Annotated in this window: 21 protein-coding genes; 13 read left to right on the top strand and 8 right to left on the bottom strand. The window is 54.0% G+C overall.

Translation table 11 applies throughout. The features are described 5' to 3' along the window. Window positions 1–32: 32 nt before the first annotated feature. The 5 genes from F4Y39_10650 to katG all read right to left on the bottom strand — a co-directional run bounded on the left by F4Y39_10650 (window position 33) and on the right by katG (window position 5,909). A complete protein-coding gene (locus tag F4Y39_10650) occupies window positions 33–998 on the bottom strand; it encodes an extradiol ring-cleavage dioxygenase (GenBank protein MYC14172.1) in 966 nt (321 codons plus the stop codon). Further along, window positions 988–1,608: a hypothetical protein gene (locus F4Y39_10645; GenBank protein MYC14171.1), complete on the bottom strand. Its 621-nt coding sequence runs from the start codon at window positions 1,606–1,608 to the stop codon at window positions 988–990. Before F4Y39_10645 ends, F4Y39_10650 begins: the two co-directional genes overlap by 11 nt. A 15-nt stretch (window positions 1,609–1,623) precedes the next feature. After that, window positions 1,624–3,384 (bottom strand): hypothetical protein, encoded by a 1,761-nt coding sequence (locus tag F4Y39_10640; GenBank protein MYC14170.1) that lies wholly within the window; start codon window positions 3,382–3,384, stop codon window positions 1,624–1,626. Window positions 3,385–3,459: 75 nt separating this feature from the next. Beyond that, a complete protein-coding gene (locus F4Y39_10635; GenBank protein MYC14169.1) occupies window positions 3,460–3,864 on the bottom strand; it encodes a YciI family protein in 405 nt (134 codons plus the stop codon). After that, a complete protein-coding gene (gene katG, locus F4Y39_10630; GenBank protein MYC14168.1) occupies window positions 3,777–5,909 on the bottom strand; it encodes a catalase/peroxidase HPI in 2,133 nt (710 codons plus the stop codon). Before katG ends, F4Y39_10635 begins: the two co-directional genes overlap by 88 nt. 319 nt (window positions 5,910–6,228) lie before the next feature. Between katG and F4Y39_10625 the strand changes: the two genes are divergently transcribed. The 13 genes from F4Y39_10625 to F4Y39_10565 all read left to right on the top strand — a co-directional run bounded on the left by F4Y39_10625 (window position 6,229) and on the right by F4Y39_10565 (window position 22,222). Continuing rightward, window positions 6,229–7,266, top strand: coding sequence for an HlyC/CorC family transporter (locus tag F4Y39_10625; protein ID MYC14167.1), 1,038 nt, complete (start codon window positions 6,229–6,231; stop codon window positions 7,264–7,266). Window positions 7,267–7,378: 112 nt separating this feature from the next. Further along, entirely contained in the window at window positions 7,379–8,485 is a 1,107-nt protein-coding gene (locus F4Y39_10620; GenBank protein ID MYC14166.1) for a hypothetical protein, read from the top strand. 23 nt (window positions 8,486–8,508) lie between these two features. Further along, on the top strand, window positions 8,509–9,372 hold the full coding sequence (locus tag F4Y39_10615; protein MYC14165.1) for a phytanoyl-CoA dioxygenase family protein: 864 nt from the start codon (window positions 8,509–8,511) through the stop codon (window positions 9,370–9,372). 43 nt (window positions 9,373–9,415) lie between these two features. Further along, window positions 9,416–10,315 carry a hypothetical protein gene (locus tag F4Y39_10610; GenBank protein MYC14164.1) on the top strand — a complete coding sequence of 300 codons (900 nt, stop codon included), beginning with the start codon at window positions 9,416–9,418 and terminating at the stop codon, window positions 10,313–10,315. A 10-nt stretch (window positions 10,316–10,325) separates the two neighbouring features. Continuing rightward, window positions 10,326–11,795 carry a sulfatase-like hydrolase/transferase gene (locus F4Y39_10605; GenBank protein ID MYC14163.1) on the top strand — a complete coding sequence of 490 codons (1,470 nt, stop codon included), beginning with the start codon at window positions 10,326–10,328 and terminating at the stop codon, window positions 11,793–11,795. A 25-nt stretch (window positions 11,796–11,820) separates the two neighbouring features. Next, the gene (locus F4Y39_10600) at window positions 11,821–13,230 is read left to right on the top strand and encodes a sulfatase-like hydrolase/transferase (GenBank protein MYC14162.1); all 1,410 of its coding nucleotides are present in this window, start codon (window positions 11,821–11,823) and stop codon (window positions 13,228–13,230) included. A gap of 81 nt (window positions 13,231–13,311) precedes the next feature. Further along, the gene (locus tag F4Y39_10595; GenBank protein MYC14161.1) at window positions 13,312–14,556 is read left to right on the top strand and encodes a hypothetical protein; all 1,245 of its coding nucleotides are present in this window, start codon (window positions 13,312–13,314) and stop codon (window positions 14,554–14,556) included. Next, window positions 14,372–15,823 carry a DegT/DnrJ/EryC1/StrS family aminotransferase gene (locus F4Y39_10590; protein MYC14160.1) on the top strand — a complete coding sequence of 484 codons (1,452 nt, stop codon included), beginning with the start codon at window positions 14,372–14,374 and terminating at the stop codon, window positions 15,821–15,823. Before F4Y39_10595 ends, F4Y39_10590 begins: the two co-directional genes overlap by 185 nt. Window positions 15,824–15,942: 119 nt before the next feature. Next, window positions 15,943–17,475: a sulfatase-like hydrolase/transferase gene (locus F4Y39_10585; GenBank protein MYC14159.1), complete on the top strand. Its 1,533-nt coding sequence runs from the start codon at window positions 15,943–15,945 to the stop codon at window positions 17,473–17,475. 24 nt (window positions 17,476–17,499) lie between these two features. Continuing rightward, complete coding sequence (locus F4Y39_10580) at window positions 17,500–18,477, top strand: phytanoyl-CoA dioxygenase family protein (protein MYC14158.1); 978 nt, start codon at window positions 17,500–17,502, stop codon at window positions 18,475–18,477. 34 nt (window positions 18,478–18,511) lie between these two features. Beyond that, on the top strand, window positions 18,512–19,933 hold the full coding sequence (locus F4Y39_10575; protein ID MYC14157.1) for an aspartate aminotransferase family protein: 1,422 nt from the start codon (window positions 18,512–18,514) through the stop codon (window positions 19,931–19,933). Continuing rightward, window positions 19,809–21,197, top strand: coding sequence for a sulfatase-like hydrolase/transferase (locus tag F4Y39_10570; GenBank protein ID MYC14156.1), 1,389 nt, complete (start codon window positions 19,809–19,811; stop codon window positions 21,195–21,197). The genes F4Y39_10575 and F4Y39_10570 overlap by 125 nt, the downstream gene beginning before the upstream one ends. A 20-nt stretch (window positions 21,198–21,217) precedes the next feature. Further along, window positions 21,218–22,222 (top strand): alpha/beta hydrolase, encoded by a 1,005-nt coding sequence (locus F4Y39_10565; protein ID MYC14155.1) that lies wholly within the window; start codon window positions 21,218–21,220, stop codon window positions 22,220–22,222. On the opposite strand, the gene F4Y39_10560 is transcribed toward F4Y39_10565, so the two are convergent. The 3 genes from F4Y39_10560 to F4Y39_10550 all read right to left on the bottom strand — a co-directional run bounded on the left by F4Y39_10560 (window position 22,216) and on the right by F4Y39_10550 (window position 24,694). Continuing rightward, window positions 22,216–23,814 (bottom strand): LamG domain-containing protein, encoded by a 1,599-nt coding sequence (locus tag F4Y39_10560; protein ID MYC14154.1) that lies wholly within the window; start codon window positions 23,812–23,814, stop codon window positions 22,216–22,218. The genes F4Y39_10565 and F4Y39_10560 overlap by 7 nt on opposite strands. A 51-nt stretch (window positions 23,815–23,865) precedes the next feature. After that, entirely contained in the window at window positions 23,866–24,339 is a 474-nt protein-coding gene (locus tag F4Y39_10555) for a hypothetical protein (GenBank protein MYC14153.1), read from the bottom strand. A gap of 115 nt (window positions 24,340–24,454) precedes the next feature. Continuing rightward, window positions 24,455–24,694, bottom strand: coding sequence for a DUF104 domain-containing protein (locus tag F4Y39_10550; GenBank protein ID MYC14152.1), 240 nt, complete (start codon window positions 24,692–24,694; stop codon window positions 24,455–24,457). Between the last annotated feature and the right edge of the window lie 82 nt (window positions 24,695–24,776).

Below are 24,776 nucleotides of genomic sequence, written 5' to 3'. Positions count from 1 at the left end.
TCCTCCCCCTAAACACTGCGGCGTCCTCCCTATCAATCCGCGTTGATGTCCTTCACAGCCCAGCCTGGATCAGGGTCGCCGGCCATTGCCTTGCGGACGTCGGGGTTGGGCGCCCCTGCCGTACCCCAGAGGTCCGCAGTTTCCGGCACCCGTCTCCACACCGCGGGTTTGTGCGTTGCTTCGTCTTCGATGAACTCTATGTCGCTGGAGAATTCGTTCACGTATCCAGCCGGATCCTTGTAGTAGCAGAAGATGTTGTTGCCCGGGCCGTGGCGTCCCGGTCCCCAGTCGGGTTCCTGCCCCTGGGCACGCAGGTTGGAGACCCCTTTCATCACGTCATCTACATTAGCCATCACGTACGCGACATGGTTGACCGATGCGTAATCTGCACGGCTGAAGACAATGACGTGATGTCTCCGGTCGCATCGCAGGAAGACCATCTGGTTCTCAATCCAGTCCGAGACCCGAAACCCGAGAATTTCGGTGTAGAACTCCACGACCTGATCAATCTTCGGAGTGTTGAGACCCACGTGGCATAGCTGGCGGGGGCCGACTTTCCTGGCAGACCAGCCATTCGGGTGTTCGGCCACGCCAGTCGATAGCTCGATGCAGCGGTTTTCGGGGTCGATAAACCGCAGCCCGTATCCGCCGCCGGGTTCGTCCAGGTCGTCCGGCTGCGCCAGCAGAGTAATTCCCCGGCGCTCGAGTTCGGTTGCCGCCGCGTCAACTGCGTCGCGTCCGTCAACGCTGAAAGCTAAGTGGTGGAGCCCGCACCGGTCCGCTTGATGCAGGCTGAGAATGTGGTGCTCGGTCAACGCTCCGCGGAGATATCGTGCGTGCCGGTCTTCTCCGGCCGATCGGAGTCCCCAGACCTCGAGGTAGAACCTGGCATGGGTCTCGATCACGGGTGACAGCAACCCCACATGCCGGATGTCCTGGATCTTCATCAGAACGGCTCCCCTGCAGGTTTCTCGGTGGATGGTCCTCTCATAAGACATTCCTCCGGGTCAACTCGATATTCAAGTCCCGCCGGATGTAGATTTCGACGAACTCACGCAGCCACACGTCCTTCGCAAGCGTGAACCGCTCGATCAGTTTCTGCTCGGGTCTTTCCGTGAGGTAAACGATGCGCCACAGGTTCAGAGGTCGCAATTCGTCACCATCGACAGAATGCTCAACGTGAAAGAGAGGCTGTCCTTCGCCTGCTCGAAGCAAGTTCCCGTCCTTGTCGAGGAGTTCCGCTGCCCCGATGAAAGTGGCACTCTGCCGCGCAGGGTTAAGGAGGACCTGTTCGAGGACCACCCCGTGCTCTGACGGCTTAAGCCAGAGGCGCTGCCGCGAGCATCGCACAAAGGATTCGGCTTCGTCGGCCGCCGCTTGCTGGCGCCAATAGTGAGAACTGCCCGCCGTTACAACAGAAGGAATATAGAGGTCGGGACGGAACGCCTTTTTCATCTCCATGTCCCACAACATGGTCCGGGTAAACCTGAGCGGTTCGTTCGTGCGGTAATACTGGGCAAGCACCAGGTTGATGTCAACCGGAGACAGCTCGATTCGGGTGTTGCCTGGGTTGGTCCAGGCCCGCTCGAACGCTTCTTCATGTTTCAAATGCTTCCTGCCTATTTAACGGTTCTCATCGCCCGTCTCTGGAACTTTTACCTGGACGGTCACGATATCCGTGTCGTGGAATTGCTGGTGGCGAACAGAGGACGCGATGTGCCGCAACAGCCGTAGCGAGACTTCCCGCTCCATCAGCACGTCATCGGGCCGGTCCGCCAGCAATCCGATCCGGTCCTGAACGTTCTCCTCGCCCACCGCGGCAATGAACTCGAGAACAGCATCGCCGCTCTCCTTGTGTGCCTTCACGAGAAGGCGCCGCTGCTCGCGTTTCTCCCGGCCCTCGTCCTGCCCGATCAGCGTCAGCAACGTCTCCTCGCTGGCTGCGTCGAGACGATCGACCATCTTCGCCCCCCAGCCGTTGCGAGATGCGAACGCATTGAGGAACGCCCTGATCTCCGGCAACACGGACAGATCGAGCTCCACTTCGATCCGGCTGCGGCGGGGCGCCGTCACTTCCAGAAACAAGGTCATGAGAATCGCCATGATCCCCCCGGCCGTTATGCCGTTCCCCAGCAGACCGCCCCCCAACTCCGCGAGAATATCGGGGAATAAGAGATCGTTCTGACAGCCGACGCCAACCCAGAAGGCGACACCGGTGATCAGCGCTTTGCGATGATCAATCCCGTCCTGTACCACCTCCGTCATCCCACGGACAAAAGTCAGCGCCAGCACGACGGTCAGATAGGCGACGACGACCGGGCTGGGTATCGCCAGTATCATGGCAAGTACCTTGGGCAGGAACGCCAGCACGATCAGCACGGCGGCGGCAACGATTCCCACGCGGCGGGCCGCGACCCCCGTAAGCTCTACCGTCGGGACGCTGACTCCGATGGTCTGAGTCGGCACGATCCCCGTGATACCCGATAGCAGTTTGCCGATACCGTCCGCCGTCACCGCGCCCTCCACCGCCCGATAGTCCACAGCCCGCGGGCGGCGCCACGACACGCGCTGGATGGCGACCGCACCAGTAATCGTCTGGATGGCGCCGATGAGGGCCACGAATGCGAAGGCAGGCAGAAGTCCCACAAAGGCAGGACCGAGGTCGAGTCCGATACCCGGCCAGTTGCCCTGTGGCAAACCAATCCACGGAGCCCGGGCAACCAGGTCGAGGTCATAGAGTCCCATCGCTCCGCCAAAAACCGAACCCGCAATCACCCCGATGAGCGGTGCCCACAAACGCAGCGTTGCCCCCGCCTTCAGAGAGATGCCTCCGATGACCAGACCCGTCGCTACCGCAGTGAGCGGCGCAGTGAGCGCCGTGTCGGGCGGCGCGTCGGCCAGGCGACTGAAGACGACCGGCAGCACGGTCGCAGGTATCAGCATGTTCACGGTACCGACGATGGTCGGTGTCAGAAGCCGCCTGAACAGGGCGAGCCGCATCGAAATCACGATCGGGACGAGCGACGATGCGACGACCAGGGTAGCGAGCAGCGCTGGACCGCCCTCGATGAGGGCGCTGACGCAGACTCCGATATAGGCTCCGGCGGGGCCCATAAAGAGCAGGTATCCCGCTCCGACCCGGCTCAGCCTGACCGCTTGCAAAGCCGTGCAGATGCCACTGACAGCGACCGCGCCGAACACGGTCCAGGACAGATACGCATCGGTTCCGCCGCTGGCTTTGACGACGATTGTGGGGATAAAGATGATGCTCGTTATGCCAAGGACGACCAGCTGCAGGCCGCTGCCCAGAGACACAAGCGCCGGAGGACTCTCATCGGGTTCGTATTGAACGTCAGGAGCGCGTTGCTCGTGACGGTTGCTCATGATACCTCCTTGGCCAGCCTACGCACACCTTGTGATCCTCACGCCCGGAGATATTTGGGCGGTGCGGCAACGCGCTCAGCCAGGGCGTCCAGTCAACCAGTTCCATGGACGGATGTGAGACTCGGCGAAGGTGCCCGCCTGAGCATAGGGACTGCCAGCGACAAATGCCTGCGCCACCTCGAGCGAGGGAGCTTCGATCACGAGGACGAAGCCGGTAACGATCTGTTCCCTCTCGCTGAGCGTCTGCCCACCATGATGAACGGTCACATCGGGATGTTGGGTGAGATCGTGAAGGTAGGCCGCAAATGCATCCTGCAATTGGAGCCGTTCCTGTCCCATTTCTTCTTTGTGAGTTGCGAAGACTACGAAATACATATGGCACTCTCCTTCTATTACGCCAGGTCGAAGCGATCGAGATTCATCACCTTGTCCCACGCATCTACGAAGTCGCGCACGAACACTTCCTGCGCATCGTCGCATCCATAGACTTCCGCGATGGCTCGAAGCTCGGAGTTTGACCCAAGGGCGAGATCCACCCTGGTGCCGGTCCACTTGAGCGCACCTGTCCGAGAATCGCGTCCCTCAAACACATCCTGCGATGTAGAGGTCGCGTTCCACTCGGTGTTCAGGTCGAGCAGATTCACGAAAAAGTCATTGGTCAACGTCCCCGGCCGGTCGGTGAAAACGCCGTGTGGGGAACCACCGGTATTCGCATTCAAGACGCGCATGCCGCCAACGAGCACCGCCATCTCGGGAGCCGTGAGCGTTAGCATGTATGCCCGCTCCACCAACAGTTCCTCCGCTGTACCTTCCTGCCCTGCCTGGAGATAGTTGCGGAACCCGTCCGCGGTGGGTTCGAGCACGTCGAAGGACTCCGCGTCGGTCCACTCTTCCGTCGCATCCGTACGGCCCGGTGCAAAGGGAACCTGCACATCGTGACCGGCGTTTTGGGCAGCCTGCTCGACGCCTGCACACCCGGCCAGAACGATCAAGTCAGCAAGGGAGACCCTCTTCCCGCCGCTCTGCGAACTGTTGAACTCCGTCTGGATCTGCTCCAGCGTCTGCAGCACCTCACCAAGTGCCGCAGGATCGTTTACTTCCCAGTCCTTCTGCGGCGCGAGGCGAATACGCGCCCCGTTCGCTCCACCGCGTTTGTCGGTGCCACGGTAAGATGCCGCCGACGCCCATGCGGTCGAGACCAGTTGGGAAACAGACAGCCCCGAGGCGAGAACCTTCGCCTTGAGATCGGCGATATCCTGCTCCCCGATCAACTCGTGATCCACGTCGGGAACAGGGTCTTGCCACAACAGCGGCTCTTCGGGAACCAGAGGCCCGATGTACCGGCTGCGGGGCCCCATGTCGCGGTGAAGCAACTTGAACCACGCCCTGGCGAAGGCGTCTTCAAATTCCGCCGGATTTTCGAGAAAGCGCTTTGCTATAGACGCATAGTCCGGGGCCATTCTCAATGACAGGTCTGTAGTGAGCATTATGGGGGCGTGCTTCTTCGACGGATCGTGCGCATCCGGCACGGTGGCTACTTCAGCAGCATTCTTGGGGGCATATTGCGATTTACCAGCAGGACTCTTCGTCAACTCCCACTCGTAGTTGTGCAGGTTCTCGAAGAATTCGTTGTCCCACTTCACCGGATTACTGGTCCAGGCGCCTTCCAGCCCGCTGGTGATCGTATCGCCGCCTCTACCACAGCCGTGGCTGTTTTTCCAGCCGAGGCCCTGTTCCTCTATGCTGGCCCCCTCCGGTTCGGCACCGACATTATCCTCAGCAGCAGCACCATGTGCTTTGCCAAATGTGTGTCCGCCAGCAATAAGCGCAACCGTCTCCTCGTCATTCATCGCCATGCGTTTGAACGTCTGGCGAATGTATTGTGCTGCAGCGACCGGGTCCGGGTTGCCGTTCGGCCCCTCAGGATTCACGTAAATCAGACCCATATGGTCGGCGCCAAGCGGTCCCTCGAGCTCGCCATCGGCGTCGTGGCGTTGATCGTCGAGCCACGTCGTCTCGGAGCCCCAGTCCGTCTCGTCAGCCTCCCAGACGTCCGGGCGTCCGAAGGCGAACCCAAAGGTCTTGAACCCCATCGACTCCAGAGCGCAGTTGCCAGCGAAAATGATCAGGTCTGCCCAGGAGAGATTCCGGCCGTACTTCTGCTTAATCGGCCAGAGCAAGCGGCGTGCCTTGTCCAGATTCCCATTGTCGGGCCAGCTGTTGAGAGGCGCAAAGCGCTGGTGACCAGAGCCTCCACCACCCCGGCCATCACTGATGCGGTAAGTGCCTGCGGCGTGCCAGGTCATGCGAATAAAAAGAGGCCCATAGTGGCCATAGTCGGCTGGCCACCAGTCTTGCGAGGTCGTCATCACCTCTTCGATGTCCTTCTTCAGTTCATCGACGTCAAGCGTCTTAACCGCCTCAGCGTAGTCGAAATCCTTGTCCATCGGATCGGACAAGGGAGAATTCTGGCGGAGACCCTTCAGGTCCAATTGATCTGGCCACCAGTCCTGATTGGAAGTCATTTCGTTCCTCCTGAAAAAAGTTCTGAGTATGGCGCAACCTTCTAAAATTGTTGCAAGCCTGCGGAAAGAAAAATAAATGGGTTCTCTCTTTCCCATGCAAGGGGAATTTGGCTCGGGTCATTCAACTTCGCGTCTTGTTGGCCCAGATGACCGAATCCTCTCCTTTCTGATGTTCTCGGGCATAGAAAGAATACGCTGGAAATGACCAGTGTCGGAAGCTATATTGTTAAGAGAGCAGCTCGAACCTTACAGATTATTCTGAAAAATCTGACTATAAAAGGCAGATGCTGGATCATTTTAGACAGAGAGGAGTTATCAGATGTTTGAATTGATTTTTTTTGCGAGTTTTGCCGTTTTCTTTTCTTTTATGTGTTCACTTTTTGAAGCGGCATTGTATTCAGTTCCTATTGGTCATATCGAATCACTGGCGAAAACGGGTAGTGTTTCTGGCCGGTTATTGAAAAAGTTTCGAGAAAACGTGGATGTGCCCATTGCGGGTATTCTATCTCTAAACACAATTGCGCATACGGGTGGTGCCGCCCTTGCTGGAGCGGCAGCGGCAGAAGTTCTGGGTGAGCCGTGGTTGCCGCATTTTTCAGTGGTATTTACCCTGGTGATACTTTTATTTTCTGAGATTATTCCAAAGACAATTGGTGTGGTTTATGCCCGGCATCTCGTATCCTTGATTGCCTATCCCATCCAGTTCTTGATCTGGATACAAGCACCGCTTATCTGGCTGTGCCAATTTGTGACGCGGCTAATATCTCATGGTAAAGTTGAACATGTCGTATCTTCAGAGGAACTCATAGCATTGGTAAATATGGGGCGACATGCGGGAACCATTGATGCAGAAGAAGGCAGTGCCATTCAGAATATTCTATTGTTAAAAGAGAAAACAGTTCAGGAAATAATGACACCGCGCACGGTCATTTATTCGCTTCAAGCCCAGCAAAAAGTAAATGAGGTGTTGCAAATTGGTGTTCCATCGTATAGTCGCATTCCCATAGTAGATGAAGATGCTGAAGATGTTGTTGGGATCGTGTACCGTCGGGATATTTTGTCGGCGGCTGCCGAAGGTCGCGAAGATATTCCCATTCAAAGTCTCTCGCGAAGCGCGCACTTTGTGGTGGAAACGCTAACATTGGATCGGGTGTTGCGCATGTTTCTTGAGCGCAGACAACATCTGTTTGTCGTGATCGATGAATACGGTGGATTGGCTGGTGTGGTGACCCTGGAAGACGTGCTTGAAGAGATAATTGGACGTGAAATTGTGGATGAGACAGATGAAGTTGTGGATCTGCGCAAACTTGCCCGTCGCCGCCGCCGTCAGGCTATGGAGAACATAGAAAATCAGTGAGCTTGCTACATCAGTGATGCTGTCCCTATTGTCATGTGTATTTCCCACTCCTAACACGGAAGAACAGTCGATGAGAACAAAATTCATCTTTTTATTTTGCCTTTGCAGTTTTATGGGACTGGCTTTGGCGCAACAGAGAACATCGGAGACGGATCCGCGGTTCAAAAGACTTCTGGCGCAGCACCCGAAGGCGGATAAAAATAAGGACGGAATCCTTACAGCAGCGGAATGGCGCGCATATCAGGCCGAAACAATTGGGCCAAACAGCACGCAACCCAACCGGACTGGCGCGCGGATTCAAAAGACCCTGATTCACAAACCGGACAAATCCGAGTTCGCCAAATTCATAGAAATGGGGAAAAACTCGGCGCGCCCCCTCTCCTTTGAGAAAGGGAATGGACTTCGAATCGCAATGACAGGACATAGCTGGGTCGCACCGGGCCGAAACAAGCTCATTGAAATTGCCGGGGCGGCGGGATACACGGGCCATCACCAGCGAATCCACGGAGGGGGCGGATCGACAGGCGCCGCCAATGCAATATGGCTCAAGGAATTCGGTAAATGGAACGAAGACACACCCCCTGCGCCCATTTTGCTGCCCGCGATTGCCACTGGCGAATGGGACGTCATGACCTGGGGCTGTTATTACGATGACCTGCCCGAGTATTACACACAGTGGATCGACTTCTGCCTTGAGAACAATCCCGAAATGAGATTCTATATCCAGGACGGATGGCCACGACATCTTCCCTCTTACAAGGAAAAGCAGCCCGATGAGGTAATGGCCAGCCTGGAGGCCGATCACAAATACCTGCAAAAGACCATCGCTGAACAGCTATACACCAGTTTGGAAGAGAAGTATCCTGGAAAAGTTCACATGATCCCAGCGGGAGAAGCCGTCATGAAGATGATCCGGTTGTACCATGAAGGTAAGCTCCCCGAATTTGACTGCATCGATGAAAATCGGGGACGAGCCGGCAAACGCGGGATCTATCGAGACGGCGGTCACCTATCCAGAACAAGCGGGATTGAACAACTGGCGGGATATATGTACTTCGGAATGCTTTACCGGAGAAGTCCGGAAACCATCGTCGATTACGTGCCGGAGGGGATCCCCGAACGGGTTGATAAGATTATGCGTCGGGTGGCCTGGGAGGCAATCGTCGAAAGCCCTTATGCCGGCATAGACGATGAAAACCAGGATGGTCTGGCGGATTAGGCCATTAACAGAGGAAATCTGTTATGAAAAGAGACGAGATACGCGATAAGAATTGGAACCGGGAATTGCTGGACAAGGGATATTTCATCTTTCAGGGATTGTTGAACCGTGACGATATCCCCATAATCAAAGAACGCGTTCGGTTTATTGCCGAACACGCCGACATATACGAGCGATTGGGGATCGGGCATGTGAAGGAGGACCAGCCGAATGCCAGGAATCCACTGCACCGATTTTATCGATTGAATAGTCCGGCGTATCACAATGAGACGCTCTGGAAAAAGATGATTTCAAATCCGCGAACCGTCGGGCTGGTGCGCTCTATTTTACAGGATGACTTTTGTGTAAACGCCGGTGGTTTCTTTCTGAAACCACCCAAACACGGATCTGTTACTCCCTGGCATCAGGATTCTGCAGCCTGGAACATGCCCCCGGCCCCCTATGATCCCCACGAGCCTGTGATGTTTGATTTTTGGATTGCAATCGATCGGGCAACAAAAGAGAATGGATGCTTGCAGTTGATTCCTTTTTCACAGAAACTGGGACGCATAGCACACCAGCGGCAGGGCAATAAACTCACGGAAGTGGATCCGCGCGATCACGGCTATAACCCGGAACAGGACGCGGTGGCCTGTGAGATGGAACCCGGAGATATTCTCGTGTGGCATCAAAATGCGTTGCACTATAGCGGACCAAACCGCTCAGACAAACAACGCATCGGCCTGGCAGGGACATTTATTGCCAAACGCGATGTGCCCTGGATGCGGGCGATCCGACCTGGAAATAAATATCTGGATTATTTGCCCGTGTGTGAAAACGGCCACCCCCTCAATTTACCGAAAGAATTCCTGATAGATGAAGATCAGATAATGGCGATGGCGAGTTAGAGAAATGTGATCCTTGTCCGCGGACAGGATTACATGGGCTTCAATGCTCTTTCCGATCCACCCGAATGACCGAAAGAAGGTTTTCGTGACGAAGTCGGTAAGAATCTCCCGACGGTCCATCCTAAGGAATATCATCTGGAGGAATAAATCCATGAAACTTACCAATGAACAAATTCGTGAATTTTATCACCGTGGTTATATTAAAATCCCCGGTGCAGTTTCAAGAGCAATAGTGGACAGAGCGCGTCAGGCGATGAACCATTCTATCGGCTCAACCGGTCCAAGTAAAGAAGACCTGGCAAACAATCGAGGTGGCGGTGGGTTTGGTGGGGACCTGAGGGGCAGTTCGGTTCTTTCGGATTTGTATCACAACAGCCCCATTATTTCTCTAGCAGAATCTCTGCTTGGCGAAGGAAACCTCAAGACACCCCTTGAACGCATAAGTCCTGCGCCACGGTTTCCCAAGCATATTGACGCAGACCCATCCGAACCGATGGGTCATATCGACAATATGGGCAACGGGAGAAATGGCAAACCCAAAGGAACCTATAAACGGAGCTTCACCTGCTTTGGTGTCATCTATCTCGCCGATGTGCCCGAACCTTATAGTGGCAATTTCACCGTTTGGTCCGGGTCTCACCATGTCTATCAAGACTTCCTTAACAAAGAGGGTATAGAGGTTCTATCCAAGGGACAGCCGCGCATACCTCAGCCGGAATCACCAGAAATGATTACCGGTGAAGCAGGGGATCTCATCCTTGCTCATTTTCTCGTGTACCATACTGCCGCCCCAAACGTGTCGCCTAACATTCGTTATGCCACTATTTCTCGTATGCGCCATGTTGATTGCGAGGAAAATGGGAACGACTGCTTCACTGATATCTGGCGTGAATTTTCTGGTGTTCGCGAGGTGATGGGCCTCAACAGAGAATCTCAAATGTAAGGACGCAAGTATGCAAGAAAAACCGAATATTCTACTCATTCTAACAGATCAACAGCGCTGGGATCTGCTGGGTTGTTATGGTGCCTCCCAGTGCAGAACACCACATATTGACAACCTGGCAAGCCGGGGTGTGCGTTTCAACAATGCTTTTCCGCTTATCATCCCATGTGCGCCTGGTCGGGCCGCGCTATTTACAGGTCGGTACGGTCACATTACCGGGGTTGAAACCAACGGTGGCCAGTTGGATCAGTCGCTTCCCAATTTCGCGACAGAGCTACCCCGGGCAGGATACAACCTGGGGTATGCGGGAAAGTGGCATGTGGATCACCAAAAGAACCCAAGTGATTGGGGATTTCGCTGTAAACGAGATTTCCCCAAATATGGCTATCCCGCATCCAATATCAATATGCCAGGTATCAAGAGCGGTGCGCAGAAAGATTCTCAGATTGCGAGGAATTACCTGGACTATTTGAACGAGAAGAACCTGGAACCGCCAGAGCTTATAGAAGCGTTCTATGCTCAGGGAAATCCAGGGCAGCGAAATCGGGAATTGCACGGCCTCCATGCTGGAACTATTGAGCACAATTTCGAAGCCATGGTTGCCTCGGAAACAGTTGAGCTTATGCGGGCGTATGCACAGGAAGAAGATCCCTTTTTTATCTGGACCAATTTCTGGGGTCCACACAGCCCGTGTATTGTGCCGGAACCGTATTACTCGATGTACGACCCGAAGTCCATTCCGGAGGACCCGAGTTTCTGCGATACGCTGGAGAATCGTCCCTATGTTCAGACTCTGGTATCTCGTTATTGGGGGATTGACCCCAACAACTGGGACGAATGGGCGGAGATTACGGCGCGCTACTGGGGGTATATGACGATGATCGATGATCTGGTGGGGCGTATGCTTTCTGAGTTGGAAACGCTCGGTCTCGCGGAAAACACGCTTGTTGTATTTTCCACAGATCACGGAGACAATATGGGGGCACACAAGCTGTTTGAAAAAGGGCCTTTTTTTGATGAGGAGAGTTTTCGCCTGCCTCTAATTGCAGCGCATCCCGAATGCCGACAGCCGGGCCGGGAGAACGACGAATTTGTCTATCTGCAGGATCTGTTCCCGAGTTTTTTGGAAGTCGCAGATCTACAACCCGATATTGTACCCGATACGCAGAGCATTCTTTCGCTGTTGAAGGGAGAGGATGAACCGACGGGGCGTGACAGCGTGTATTGTCAGTTCAATGGTCAGATTCAGGAGCACAAGTCTCGTATGGTGCGCACCAGGACACACAAATTTGTGTTTAATCAATCGGATATCGGAGAGCTCTATGACCTCGAAAACGATCCGCACGAATTGCACAACCTCTACGGTCTCGAGACACACAAGACATTGCAGGAATCGCTGATGCAATGTATGCAAGATCACATGGAACGCGTGAAGGACCCGATGCTCGGTGAGTTCAGGCGGGTGCGATATATTTACTGATTGCTCAATTTTCAGGAAGATAGTTATGAATGTTGTGATTTTAATGAACGATCAACACGCGCATTCCTTCCTCGGGTGTGCGGATTATCCGGGGTTGCAGACACCAACGTATGATCGTTTGGCTCAGGAGGGCATTCGGTTTACGCAGGCAACGTGTGCTGTATCGCCGTGTTTGCCGAGTCGCCATTCGATGTTGCACGGGCGATATGCATTTCAGTCAGGAATTTATTCCAATCGGCATTTACTGAATCCCGCACAAATCCCCGAGTGGACAATGGGAAAGGCGTTTGGACAGGCGGGTTTTGTAACGGGTGCCTTTGGCAAGATGCATACAATACCGTATCAGGCGGCTATTGAACGCGACAACTATTACGGATTTGATCATCGGGCAGGACCATTTCACGAGACGGGCGAGCGTATGGATAGCCACTTTGTGGCGGAACATCGGGATTGGGTGGAGACGGGGACGGACGAGCGGGAAGCGCGTGGAATTGGTCGGGGTGGAGACAATTGTGCGGCGGCATTTAAGGGATTTACGACCAGCTTGAGATTAGAGCAAACGCGCGACTGGTGGGTTGGCGGACAGGCTGCTGCCTTTGTGGAAGAAAACAAGGACAATCCGTTTTTCATGATTTGCAGTTTGTCAGGGCCTCATGCACCTCACGTAACGCCAGCTAATTTGGCAGACTTATATGACCCTGCCGACGTTGCGTTACCACCAGAACCACCGGATAATTTACCCGATAGAGATGCTTATCCCAATTTTGTCGGATTAGAGCGAGAAGAACTACGAGATGCGATTGCAAATTACATGGCTTTTGTCACAGCCTGCGACCAGAGTCATCAGCAAGTGATAAACGCTTTGGATCGCAATGGATTGTACGATGACACGCTGATCATTTTTCTCTCTGACCACGGTGAACTGTTGGGATCGCGAGGGGTAACCGCATTTTCGAAATACAATCTCTACGAACAGGCCATTCGCATTCCATTCATTGTGAAACCGCCAAAGGGATTTCAAACGGGTTTGGTGAACGATTCACTTGTGAATCTGTTGGATGTACTACCTACAGCATTCGATTTTGCGGGGATGGATATTCCCGTGCATTTACCCGGCATGAGTTTGAAATCGCTGGTTGATGGTCGTGAACGTGAACGCGAGGTGGCGATTACGGAGTTACAGTATCCGCGAGATTTAAACCTGAGCATTCGCACGCAGGAGTGGAAATATATTCATGGACCTTATGGACCAGAGCTTTATCACATTGCTGAAGACCCGTATGAGTTTGTGAATTTGGCAAATGATCCGGCACATTCACCGCGAATTTCAGAACTACAAGCAGGCGCAATCGCCGAGTATCGGCGGGCGTTTGAGCGCGGATCAAAACAGTGGGTGGATTATCCGACACAACCGTGGAATGCGATGACGCTTTAAGTAGCGATTCAACAGGAGAAAGATGGTTCGAATACAAAACGGTATGGATTTTCTGAACATTCAAAATGGGAGATCTGAGCCTTGGCAGATATAATAAAGATTGGTACATCACAACGAGACATCACACCATCTACGGGATCGGCCATGGGTGCTTTTCCCGTAAACCGCTCGCCCATGCAACCTCGCATTGCAGAAGGCATCCATGACCCATTATACGTCAAAGCGCTGGCACTATCTGACGATACGACCACTATCGTCATTTGCTCGTCAGATCTCCTGAGCTTTCAGTGGATCGACGTCGATGCCATGCGCGATGCTTTTGCCGCACAATCCGATCTTCCGCCCGAAAACCTGATCCTGTGTAGCACCCACAATCACAGTGGCCCAGAATGCATCTACTACTTTGGCGGAAGCCCCGAAGATGATGCGATTGTTCACATGAGAAAGCAGGTTGTCGATGCTGCTGTCGAGTCTATAGCCAATCTCAATCCCGCCACACTCTCAACGGGCGCTGTCAACACCGACCTCGCCTACAACAGACGCCAGATATTGCCCGACGGAAGCTTTAAATCGTTTAACCTCAATCCCGAAAAACTTCCCAACGGCCCTGTTGACCCCGCAGTCACTGTCCTGCGGTTCGACACACCCAATGGCCAACCCATCGCGACCGCAATCCACTTTGCCGCTCATCCCGTCATCATGATGACCGCCAATCGTCTCTTCACCGCCGAATATCCCGGCGCTACCTGTCACCACTTTGAAGCGGGCACATCTGTACCTTTCTCAATATTTCTACAAGGGGCATGTGGCAACATACTTCCGATACAGGAACCCAGAGACAATTATGATACGGTCGAAGAAATGGGCAAAGCGCTCGCCAGAGAAGCCATCGTTGCCTGGACACAAGCAACGCCAGAAAAAAAACTTTCACTTAAAGTCGAGCGCTGGCAAGACACACTCCCCAACCGATACACAAACGAAAAAACCATCCGAATCGAAATTCCCGCCATCCGCATAAGCGACGACCTGGCACTCGTCTTCTGGCAGGGTGAACCCTTCATCGAGCTATCTCTATCCACCCAATCGTCATCCCCCTTTGCGCGCACGATTGTCATGGGCTATTCCCAGGGATCATGTGGCTATGTGCCAAATCGCCGCGCGTATAACTTCGGTGGCTACGGCGTTATCCCCTACCCAAGCGACCCACTCGAATACAACCGCGCCTGCGTTGTTCCCGGCACAGGTGAACGCTGGATTGACGAAACGCAAACCTTACTCACAAAACTGCACGATAATTCATCCCACAGGGAGCACTCCAATGCCTGAACTCGCAATCAACGGTGGTTCAAAAACGGTTAATAGAGACCTGCGCCAACCCTGGCCGGTTCACGATAAACGCGAAGAAAAAGCCGTTGTCGGCGTCCTTCGCAGCCACAAATGGGGGCGCAGTGGCTTTGACTATTACAACCATGGCGACAGCAAACTCTACGCATTTGAACGGGCCTTTGCAGAATTTCACGACAGCAAATACGCCCTTGCTGTCTCCACGGGTACCACAGCACTCGAAACCTGCTTGCGCGCCCTCGGCGTCGAAGCTGGCTGTGAAGTCATTGTCCCTGCGTCAACTTATATTGCGTCTGCTTCCTGCGTCATGATTTGCAATGGCATTCCCATCTTTGCCGATATCGACCCGCGCAACTACACCATCGATCCCAAAAGCGTAGAAGCCCTCATCACGCCGCGCACACGGGCAGTGGTTGCCGTAGATATGGGCGGCATGCCCTGCGATACAGATGCTTTAGGTGACATCTGCCGCAAACACAACATCGGCCTGGTCAGTGACTGTTCTCATGCGCACGGCGGTCAATGGAGAGGCAAAGGCGTGGGATCTCACGCCGACATTGCTGGTTTCTCCTGCATGCCCGGCAAAGTGCTCGCCATAGGCGAAGGCGGCGTGGTGATGACCAGAGACGAAAGCCTGTACGAAAAAGCCTTTCGGTATCATCACGCAGGCCGAGACAGGGGCGAAGAAAGCATGAACTTCACCTGGCCTGCTACAACCCTAAGACTGGGCGAATTTGAAGCGGCCATCGGTCTGATCGCACTCACCCGCCTCGAAGAACAGGCAGAAATTCGGTGGAAAAATCTCAAGTACCTCCACAAAGGAATGGAATCTATTCCCGGACTCACCGGCCTCGACATTGACGAGCGCGTCACCCGCTGGAACCCCTATCGCTGGCACTTCAAATTTATCTCCGAAGAATTTGAAGGCATTCACCGCGAACGATTCCGCAAAGCGCTCCAGGCCGAAGGCGTACCCTGTGGCATTGGCCCAACAAAGCCCCTCTATCAATTTAGCATGTTTGCCAGTGGCAAATGGGGCGAAACAGGCTGTCCAATCCGCTGCCCGTTGTATCAGGCTGATCCCATCGACTACACCAAAGTCTATTGTCCCGAAGCCGAGCGCATTCACGAAACCGAAGCCCTTGATCTGACACACCGCATTCTTCTCGGACCGCGCGAAAACATGGACCTCATTCTCGAAGCGTTCCAAAAATTGCGGGATAATATTGATGAATTGAAAACGAGTTGATGTCTATTTTGAGGATTGGAGGATTGTGATAATGCCAAAGAAAAATTGTTTGAAGGAGCAACAACTGATGTCCAACAGGAGAAATCATGAAATTTTTTAAGAACCTCTCCTTCTTATCGATGATCTCCGGATCCCCCACCTCGAGCAGTCCACGCGCACAAACGAGGCCCAACATTGTCATGTTTTATATAGACGACTGGGCCTGGAACGGATCACCGGTTGCCATGGATGACACCATGGAGAATTCCCTCATGCCGGTCTTGCAAATGCCCAATATCCAAAAGCTGGCAAATGAGGGCCTGAAGTTTCGCAATGCCTATGGAGCGCCGCAGTGTGCACCTGCTCGTGTGTGCGTACAGACGGGGCTATCTGCTCCACACAGTGGTTTCACGGTATATCTGGGGGCAAGAGAGCCCTACTACGACACGAAAAGGGAATATCGGCATTTTCCGCTGGTTCCGAACGTGTCTGACCGAGAACTCGACGAAGACGCGGTCACCATTCCCAAGGCTCTCAAGCCACTGGGTTATGTCAGTGCCCATATTGGCAAATGGCACATGAGAGGTGATCCAGCAAAGGCGGGCTACGTATTACACGATGGTGCTACCGATAATAATCCCGGCAATACCCTGAAGTACGGGGAGAGGGGCGAGCGGACGCCCAGGCGACTACCCAAAGATATGGCCGATCCCAAGTTGATGTTCAGCATTACTGAAAAGGCAATTGGCTTCATGGAAGAACAGGTAGAAAAAAGCAATCCTTTTTATCTCCAGATATCTCATTATGCCATGCACGCGGGTTATGAATGCCTGGATAAAACGCGTGAAAAGTATGTGAATCATCCACTGGTGCAGGAGTGGTATAAGAAAAACAATAAACATCCCGACACAGTCAACCGGGGAGATGATCCCGCAATCTGGTTGGGGATGGGTGAGGACCTGGATGGTCGGATCGGCGCAGTGCTCGACAAGCTCAGGGAACTGGGGATTGAGGATAACACCTATGTCATCGTCGTGGGTGACAACGGCTACCGACACGAAGAAGTCGAAATCATACCTGACTACAAGCAACCGTTACACGCGACAAAGTGGTGGTTGTGGGATGGAGGCATCCGGGTGCCCATGATTGTCAAGGGGCCGGAGATCAAATCTGGCTCAGTTTTTACCGGCAATGTGATCAACTATGACTTCTTACCCACCTTCGTTGATTGGGCTGGTGGCGACTCAGAAGAATTGCAGAATATCGACGGTATCAGCCTCGCGGATTACATGGCGGGAAAAGAACCGGACGAGGCCTTTCTAAATCGCTATCTCTATTTTCATTATCCTCATTATCGGAATTCTATGCCACATTCGGTCATTATTTCTGGTTCGTCCAAAGTGATCCATTTTTACGAACGACCAGATATTCCAATGTTGTTCGACCTTTCTGGCGACATTGGCGAGGTTACCAATATTGCAAAGCAAAATCCAGAAACACACCAGAAACTCTACGATGAGATGATGCGCTATCTCGAACTGGTCGAGGCGCGATTCCCGAAGGCAAACCCGGATTATGATCCAGAGATTTACAAGAGCGATAGAAAAACCAGAGCGCGTATTCAATGGGGACCGTTTGAAGGACAGCGCCCTCTGGATGACGATGAAATTTAGGCAATTTATGAAAGGAGATCGAAAATGTTGACACCACAACAGTATGAGTCTTATCAACAAGAGGGCTATCTCTTAGTCCCGAATCTGTTCTCGGCCAGTCAATTGTCAGAGACGCTTGAGGCCACGGAACAAAACGCTTATGGAAAGTCTTTTTCCGAGTTCATTGCCGAATTGAAGGCCAATCCTGACCTTGAGAATGAGCTACGCCTGCCCGGAGCAGGTCTCGGGATGGGCGGCCCCAGATCGGAGTTCTGTGACATTCCAACAGGGGTAGAAGTCATAGACCAGGTCCTGGAACACGACCCTTTCCTGGACGCCATGGAACAGCTTCTGGATACGCCTGATATACACTATCACCATGGTTACGTCTATATTCGAAACGGTAGAATAGATAGAAAGGCCCCAACAAAGCCGGAAATCGAATTTCACCTGGATTGGGCCAAACCCTTTATCCCTCCTCACCCGGATTGGCAGCGGTATGGCCATATTCAGGCCTGGGTCTTTCTGGACGATATTGATGAAGATTGCGCGCCTGTTCGGTTGGTCCCAAGAGTACACGACAAAATGGGCGATATCTTGCGCGTGATTGAAGACGACGGCCTGGGCTTTGGCGACATCCGCAAGGTGCCCCACTCTTACCGCTTTGCCGATATCCGCAAAATTCTTCACGCGCAGGAACCCGTCTCAATCACTGGGAAAGCTGGCAGCGTTCTCTTCTACAGTGGACACACGCCACACGCAGCACAACCTTTTGCAGACAAGGACAGACAGCGTGCCGTCATCTTCTTTTCAATAGGACGCAGAGACACCATGCCATGGACATCGACCGGAAAAAGGGAAGCTGAAATGATTCGGCGCTTGAAACCCTTTTTGGGCAAAACGACATCGAGGGTTCGCAGTCTCTTCGGCTGGCCGAAACCCGGTGACGCAATGTACACGCCCACCTCCGTCGAACTGATAAAAAACGCGTACCCGGAAATGGACGTCAGCGATTACCTTTGAAGAACTGGATTTCTAAAAACCTGGATGTAATGTATTGAAACGAGAAGACTACTATCAATGGGCTGAACGAGCTGCACAGTGGGGTGCCGAATACCTGACCACGCTCGAAGATCGGCCCGTTCGGGCGCAGACGGCACCGGGTAAGATCGCTGCGATGCTGCCTCTATCGCCACCGGAAGAGCCTGCAGGCATGGAGACGATCTTCGCCGACTTTGAGCGCATCGTACCCGACGGTATGACGCACTGGCAACACCGGCGCTTTTTTGCGTACTTCAGCGCCAATGCTGCACCGGTTTCGATGATCGCCGAGAATTTGACGGCGGTCATGGCGGCCCAGTGCATGCTCTGGCAGACCTCACCAGCAGCTACGGAAATTGAGACTCGGATGGTTGACTGGATGCGCCAGGCACTCGGGCTGCCGGAAGGGTTCCAGGGGGTTATCCAGGATACGGCAACGTCGGCAAATGTCTGCGCCGTACTGACGATGCGCGAGCGCACACTCGGCTGGCGCGGGATCGATTCTGGAATCGCGGGAGAGAAACCGCTCCGGATCTACGCATCACCGGAGACCCACTCGTCGGTTGACAAGGCGATACGCATCGCCGGTATCGGCCAACGGAATCTGGTCAAAGTCCCGACCGATGGTTCCTGGGCACTCGACCCGGAGGCACTCCGCCGGGCAATCAACGCCGATCGCGCCGCGGGTTTCCTTCCGGCCGGTGTCGTCCTCTGTGTTGGAGGCACATCGATTGGTGCGACCGACCATGTGCACCGGACCATCGAAGTGGCACGAGAGCATGATCTCTATGTCCACATCGACGCCGCGTGGGCCGGTTCCGCGATGATCTGTCCTGAGCTACGGGAGTTGTGGGAGGGCGTCGAGGAAGCCGACAGCATCGCCTTCAATCCTCACAAGTGGCTCGGTGCGCAGTTCGACTGCTCAATCCAGTTTCTCGCGGACCCGGAACCACAGGTTCGCACCCTCGGCATCCGTCCGGATTACCTCCAGACCCTCGGCCAAACCGAGATCACCAATTACAGCGAGTGGACGATCCCACTGGGACGCCGATTCCGAGCCTTAAAGCTCTGGTTCCTGCTCCGCGCCCACGGCCTCAAAGACCTCCGACAGCGCATCCGGAACCATATTGCCTGGGCTGAGGAGGCCGCTGCCGCGATCGCATCTCTGGACGGCTTTCGCCTGACAACGGACTGCCACCTTTCGCTCTTCACGTTCCAGTACGCCCCCGACGGTGAGAACGCCGACGACGCCACCGAACGCCTGCTCCGCGCGGTTAATGATGACGGCCGTATCTACCTGACGCAGACGATCCATGAAGGACAGTTCGTCATTCGCTTCCAGGTCGGACAATTCGACTGTCGAAGGGAGGATGTCCTCCTCGCGGTCGATGTACTGCGCGAACTGGCCTATGCGAGCCATCCCGATCCTCAGAACTGATATTGCCCCTGGATCAAGCAATCATAAGTTTATATTTTTCAATTTTTTAAGAGAAATTACTATGAAAAACAATCCCAATATCATCTTCATGGTCGCCGACAACCTCGGCTGCGAAGCAGTCGATTATTATGGCGAAGGGATATTCAAAACTCCCAGACTGAACGCGATGGCGAGCGAGGGCGTTGTCTTCGACAACTGCCTGATCGCAACCCCGCTGTGTTCACCAGCGCGTTGTGCCTGGAACACGGGCAGACACCCGTATCGGGTTGGCATCAACTCACAGACACGCCCAGATGATCCGGAATCCGGCCTCTCGCTCCAGGAAGTCTCTATAGCCAGACTTTTGCGAAATGCCGGATACACAACAGGGCTGTTTGGAAAATGGAACCTGGGATATGCCGCAAAATTCAACCCGCTACACCACGGCTTTCATGAATTTTACGGCAGCAACGCAGGCCATGCCGACTACTACACCCACCTGTACAACCGCGACATGAAGAGCCACTTTTTTCGCGGCCTGGAACCCATAGCGGACGAAGGTTACTTCGATACCCTATTTACGGATGAAGCCATCAAATTTATCAACCGCCAATCCCAAAGGCCCGATCCCTTCTACCTGAATCTCCCCTTTTATGCCCCACACGGCCCCTACCAGGCCCCACCCGGATACTATCACAGCGATGATCCACTCGTAAATTATCAATATATGGTCGAATACCTGGACCTGTGCGTGGGGCGCGTGTTGGATGCGGTACACCATGCCGGTATTGCGGAAAACACGCTCATCGTCTTCTTAAGCGACCAGGGAGGCAGCCGAACCAATGGTTATGGTCGAACCCTATGGGAGCGTTCACTCAGAGTCATCTGCAACGCGGTCTGGCCGGGAAAAATCGCTCCAAATACAAAAATCCACACCCCCTGGGTACACTACGATCTCTACGCCACATTCGCCGCTCTCGCCGGTGCAACCGTGCCCGACGACCGCGTCATTGACGCCCAAAACGCGTGGCCTCTTTTCGAAGGAAAAGAGCAACCCCTGGACCGCACCCTGCACTGGACGTATAGAACAGAGGACGCAGTCCGTGAGGGCAATCTGAAACTCCACGCCACAGACGGCAAACCAGACGGTCTGTTCGATCTGAGTACCGATCCCGACGAACAACGCGATCTGCGTGCGACCTTCCCTGAAAAAGTTGAAAAGATGATGGCAGAGCACCATGTCTGGAAACAAACTTGTGAAGCCCAACAAACATCAAAAGCCTGATTCCCCAAACCATTGGAACGATGAACGCCATGAAACCGTCACAACGAACCAAACAACGCATGACACGCTCAATACTGGTGGTCATTTGCTCCTGCATTTTCTTCGCCCAGGGGCAGGCGCAGCAGGAACGCCTAAAGGGTGCCGTCAAATCCCCGATAGCTAACGTCAAGGCAGATGTATTCGACCGCGTCGAGCACCATGAGACGGATAACGACGGGGTGGCACTCCACTACGTCACCCTGGGCGAAGGCCCCGTTATTCTCTTTGTCCATGGCTTTCCCGATTTTTGGTATACCTGGCGCGAACAGATGGCCGCTCTTTCCGACAACTATAAGACCGTCGCTATGGACACACGCGCCTACAACAAGAGCGGCAAGCCCGAAGGCGTGGAACACTACACCATGTCCCATCTCATGTCGGATGTCGAAGCTGTAATCAAGGACCTGGAGGTCGATTCGGTCACCCTCGTTGGTCACGATTGGGGTGGCGCCATTTCGTGGCGGTTCGCCATGCACTATCCGCAACTCGTCAACAAGCTGGTGATCTGCAATCTGACTCACCCGAAGGGCTACGGCACCGTGCTGCGTAACGCGACGGCAGAGCAAAAGAAGAATACTCAATACATTACCGACTTTCAAACGCCTGAATACGAAAAACGGTTCTCGCCCGAGGTGCTTACACGTATTTCGGTGGGTAATGCCCCAGACGAAGTGCGGCAGCGCTACATCAATGCGTTCTCCCAATCCTCGGTCAAGGGCATGCTCGACTATTACCGGGCGGCCTATAGCGGTCTAACTGCGGGGTCTGGCCAGAGCCTGGGGATGCCCAATCTCACCATGCCCGTATTGCAATTCCACGGGTTGAAAGACAAGGCTGTTGACAAAGACGGGTTACGCGACACGTGGAATTGGATCAACAAAGACTACACACTCGTCACCATCCCCAGCAGCGGCCATTGGGTTCAACGAGACGCAGCGGATATGGTCAGTAATACCATGCGCTGGTGGCTGAAGAGCCGTCACTGAAGGCGCTGGATTTCCCGTTGTGTGAGGCCCCGGCGATAGATACGGATGTCTCGCAGGGCGCCTTTGAAATAGTCGTGGGCGCCAAAGCCGATTAAGAGGGGACAGTTGGGGTTGAGGTCGTAGCGTTTTGGATTGAAGCTATCTGTTGTAGCGACGGGGATTCCATCGACGTACAGAGTCAAAACACCGCCTTGCTTGACGGCGGCTACGTGTCGCCATCCTTCGGGCAATGTGTGGTCCCAGGTGGCGACTTTTCCGGCTTCTACCGAATAGACATGTCCAGACGGCAGAGTGCCAGCATAGAGGCGGCCCTGATAAACGGCCATGGACCAGACCCGCCGCAAGGGCGCAGACGTGCTGTCCAGAGACTCCAGGAATGTGAACTGATTGCCGTCCATCCGCCAGACGTTGGCCATTGGGAGCGAACCGATATAGACTTTGCCGTTATATAGTCCCATGGCCATGATTTCGCGTTCGTATCCGACCCTGCCCAGACAGGTCCAGGTCGTGTTGCCGTCATATCGATAGACTTCGCCCTGAGGCCAGGTGCCGACATAGAGCCGGCCCTCAAAAGTGACCGCCGAGTAGGTCTGGGTGGAGGTTTCGGGGCAGCCGCAGTCAGTCCATTCGGCGTTGCCTTCGTAGCGAAGAACCGGGCCGCCGTTGACGAGGGTATAGAGCCGATCCCGATAGATGGTGAAACTCATCAGCCGCACGTCTGGACCTATGGGCGTCCAGGTGGTGCCCCCATCATAGACAAAGGCCCCCTCGCGATAGAGGCTGGTGGCGTAGAGCCGACCCTGATAAACCGTGAGCGCGGTGGCGTTGTCGGCTTTGCCCGTGTTATGTCCCGTGGTGGGTGTTTCTTCGGGTGTGGCGTCTTCGATGCCTGGATGCCCGCAGAAGGTCCATTGACCATCGGCATCGACCCGATAGACCTGACCGCCGGGTGTGGTGTTCAGGGGATCGCCCAGAGCGGAGCCGATGCTATTATACCGGCCGAGAGCGCAGTAGAGCGCGCCTTGAAATTCGACGACTGCGTTGACAGAGTTACATCCCACTGGATTGCCCAGATCGGTCCAGCGTTTTTCCCCTTCGTACCGCCACAGGTGGCCGACCTCTTCTTTGCCATTCTCAAAGGTGCCGGCGTACAGGTGTCCATCTATTGTTGAAAGTGCAGATATTTTGACTGCCTGACCGGGACGCCCGCAATCGGTCCATGACCCGAGATACCCGTTGTCGATGCCGAAGTGGAGGTTGCGGTAATTCGACTGGGCGGTGGAAGTCATGCCGGTATTGGTAAGGACCGAGATCTGCCACCCCTGGCGGGTTTCCGGATCGAATTGGCTGAGAATATCGCCGACCACTTCGGTTTTTTCCGTATAGATCCATCCAGCGCATGAAAAATCGCCTGTCCCTATAGACAGGTCGCAGGGAACTTCCAGAAAGGTATCCTCCCCGTTGAATTGGGCGCTTCTTCGTCCACCTGATTCCCCGATTTCAACGCCGTGATTTTGGATGGACAGGCCGCTTTCGGAATGGTCTTTCAGGTTTTCCTGGAACGGCCAGTGGGCGATCAGGTCGGGATCCATAGTATTTTACTCCTAAAGTAACTTATGAGTGGCAATAAGGAATGTCGGTGATTACCTGTGCTTCGCAATCCTGGCCAAGAAACGAGACAGCATTTCGGTGTCGATGCCCAATTCCTTCCGTTGGAGCATGGATTCAAGAATCGCGATATCAAGTACATATTGCCCAGCCAGCCACATACACGGCCTGATGCAGACGGGGATGCCACCTCCGCTTCCGTGAGCTTCGTACCAGAGAGCATCCCGAGTCTTGTCTGATGTGTGAGCAGATAGCTCCTTCAGAATGCCTACACCGATAATCTCAGCCGGGCTTGCAAGGCTAAGTTCTTCGTAGATCTCGTGAGCCCTGATGAACTTTCGAGCCGCTAAGCCCGGATAAGCTGAGGAGGAAGGTTCATCACCGACTCCCCATATCTCCCTATCCTCTTCCCTCACACACTCCGTGCAATGCGTGCCTCCGTAGAGACATCGCTGCCCGAACTCGGAGTCGATGTACTTCTGAACGAAAGGGTCGCTTACTCGTAGCATGATTCCTCCTTGGTTTGGGCGGTTAAAAGCAGAGCGAGATCTATAATCGAAAATACATCTCGCAAGCCGAATTATCAAATTGATTTTCCGATGTTCAGTTGATAGAATGGGAATATTAAGCACCCGTTCTATCTCCCAAAAAATCGCGACGGCCGTGTGCAATCTTCTCAATGCCGTCGATGTCGTCAGCGGAGAGTCCTTCATAGACCTTTGCAGCCAGTTCAAGAAGGTCATCGAAACTTTTTTCAAAAGGAGTTTCTATTTTAATACGAACGTGCTGACCCTCAGATAGTTTAGGAGGTTTCATAGGTTTGAAGACTCCGTCTTCATATACGGCATCCATAGTCTGTTTCATCATGTCCCGTACCTCCCTCCCATTAAATATAGTTGAGAACTTTTAAGCCAATCCTAAAACAAGACACTTGCAGTCCCTCTCG

This window comes from Gemmatimonadota bacterium, assembly GCA_009838845.1.
Lineage (GTDB): Bacteria > Latescibacterota > UBA2968 > UBA2968 > UBA2968 > VXRD01.
The sequence above is the reverse complement of the archived record's forward strand: the minus strand, read 5'-3'. Positions and strand labels throughout refer to the sequence as shown.

Coding starts and splice junctions, on each gene's coding strand:
- F4Y39_10625 (MYC14167.1), top strand. CDS start 6,229: ATGTTTGAATTGATTTTTTTTGCGAGTTTTGCCGTTTTCTTTTCTTTT.
- F4Y39_10550 (MYC14152.1), bottom strand. CDS start 24,694: ATGAAACAGACTATGGATGCCGTATATGAAGACGGAGTCTTCAAACCT.
- F4Y39_10640 (MYC14170.1), bottom strand. CDS start 3,384: ATGAGCAACCGTCACGAGCAACGCGCTCCTGACGTTCAATACGAACCC.
- F4Y39_10565 (MYC14155.1), top strand. CDS start 21,218: ATGAACGCCATGAAACCGTCACAACGAACCAAACAACGCATGACACGC.
- F4Y39_10580 (MYC14158.1), top strand. CDS start 17,500: ATGTTGACACCACAACAGTATGAGTCTTATCAACAAGAGGGCTATCTC.
- F4Y39_10605 (MYC14163.1), top strand. CDS start 10,326: ATGCAAGAAAAACCGAATATTCTACTCATTCTAACAGATCAACAGCGC.
- F4Y39_10650 (MYC14172.1), bottom strand. CDS start 998: ATGTCTTATGAGAGGACCATCCACCGAGAAACCTGCAGGGGAGCCGTT.
- F4Y39_10610 (MYC14164.1), top strand. CDS start 9,416: ATGCTCTTTCCGATCCACCCGAATGACCGAAAGAAGGTTTTCGTGACG.
- F4Y39_10620 (MYC14166.1), top strand. CDS start 7,379: ATGGGACTGGCTTTGGCGCAACAGAGAACATCGGAGACGGATCCGCGG.
- F4Y39_10615 (MYC14165.1), top strand. CDS start 8,509: ATGAAAAGAGACGAGATACGCGATAAGAATTGGAACCGGGAATTGCTG.
- katG (MYC14168.1), bottom strand. CDS start 5,909: ATGACTTCCAATCAGGACTGGTGGCCAGATCAATTGGACCTGAAGGGT.
- F4Y39_10600 (MYC14162.1), top strand. CDS start 11,821: ATGAATGTTGTGATTTTAATGAACGATCAACACGCGCATTCCTTCCTC.
- F4Y39_10555 (MYC14153.1), bottom strand. CDS start 24,339: ATGCTACGAGTAAGCGACCCTTTCGTTCAGAAGTACATCGACTCCGAG.
- F4Y39_10570 (MYC14156.1), top strand. CDS start 19,809: ATGAAGGACAGTTCGTCATTCGCTTCCAGGTCGGACAATTCGACTGTC.
- F4Y39_10590 (MYC14160.1), top strand. CDS start 14,372: ATGTGCCAAATCGCCGCGCGTATAACTTCGGTGGCTACGGCGTTATCC.
- F4Y39_10560 (MYC14154.1), bottom strand. CDS start 23,814: ATGGATCCCGACCTGATCGCCCACTGGCCGTTCCAGGAAAACCTGAAA.
- F4Y39_10585 (MYC14159.1), top strand. CDS start 15,943: ATGATCTCCGGATCCCCCACCTCGAGCAGTCCACGCGCACAAACGAGG.
- F4Y39_10635 (MYC14169.1), bottom strand. CDS start 3,864: ATGCGACGATGCGCAGGAAGTGTTCGTGCGCGACTTCGTAGATGCGTG.